1 protein-coding gene is annotated in these 803 nt (G+C 47.3%); it reads right to left on the reverse strand.

All coding sequences use genetic code 11. From position 1 onward, the window contains the following. Window positions 1-188: 188 nt before the first annotated feature. Window positions 189-740 carry an IS1595 family transposase gene (locus GY683_RS04100; RefSeq protein WP_297287540.1) on the reverse strand — a complete coding sequence of 184 codons (552 nt, stop codon included), beginning with the start codon at window positions 738-740 and terminating at the stop codon, window positions 189-191. Window positions 741-803: the final 63 nt, after the last annotated feature.

Here is an 803-nt window from a genome sequence, read left to right on the forward strand (position 1 = left end):
AAGGAAATCACCAAATGAAATCCTGGCAAAACACTTTCTTTATTTTTTGCCTTATTTCTAAACACTTTTTGATGTTTATAGTCACCAGTGGGCAAAGGATTGTATCCCAACCAGCCGTCGGTAGTGATACCGCTGGCGGAGTCAACGTTGGTCTGAACAAAGGGGACCAGTTCGCCCGCCGAGCAATCTTATATGACCTGCAGGCGAAGACGGCCCAGCTTGGGGTTCTTTCGCTCCACGGCAATAGCCACTGCACATTTGTGTCCAGCTCCGCGACCTCGTTTGCCGCTTTTTTTGCCGCCAAGATAAAACTCGTCAGCCTCCACGGTGCCGGCCAGTTTTTCGCGATCTTGGCGCACAGTGCAGCTTCGCAGTTTTTGAAGCCAAAGCCAGGCAGTGTTGTAGCTGCCTAAGCCCAGTAGATCTTGAAGGTTAATGGCATTAACACCGGATTTTCGTGTTGTAAACCACCACATAGCTTTAAACCATAGAATCAGATGCTTGCGCGTACCATGCATAATCGTTCCAGCGGTCAACGAATGCTGATGTTCACAGCGTGTGCAAATAAAAAGGCCGGTCGCACTTCGCCAGTACTTGTCGTGGCGGCAATGCCGACAGGTAAAACCTTGTGGCCACCTGAGGCTGAAAAGATAATCATAGCAAGCCTGATCATTATTAAAGCGTTCATCAAACTCAGACTGATTTTTAGGAAAATCATCCGTAATGATAAAATCTTTCATCGTTGGCCTCCTTTTATTAATATTGAGGCCAGTTTACCATAGTGCTGTGACAGATCCGGTCAC

It is taken from the genome of Moraxella sp. (assembly GCF_024227015.1).
Taxonomy (GTDB): Bacteria; Pseudomonadota; Gammaproteobacteria; order Pseudomonadales; family Moraxellaceae; genus Moraxella.

Coding starts and splice junctions, on each gene's coding strand:
- GY683_RS04100 (WP_297287540.1), bottom strand. CDS start 740: ATGAAAGATTTTATCATTACGGATGATTTTCCTAAAAATCAGTCTGAG.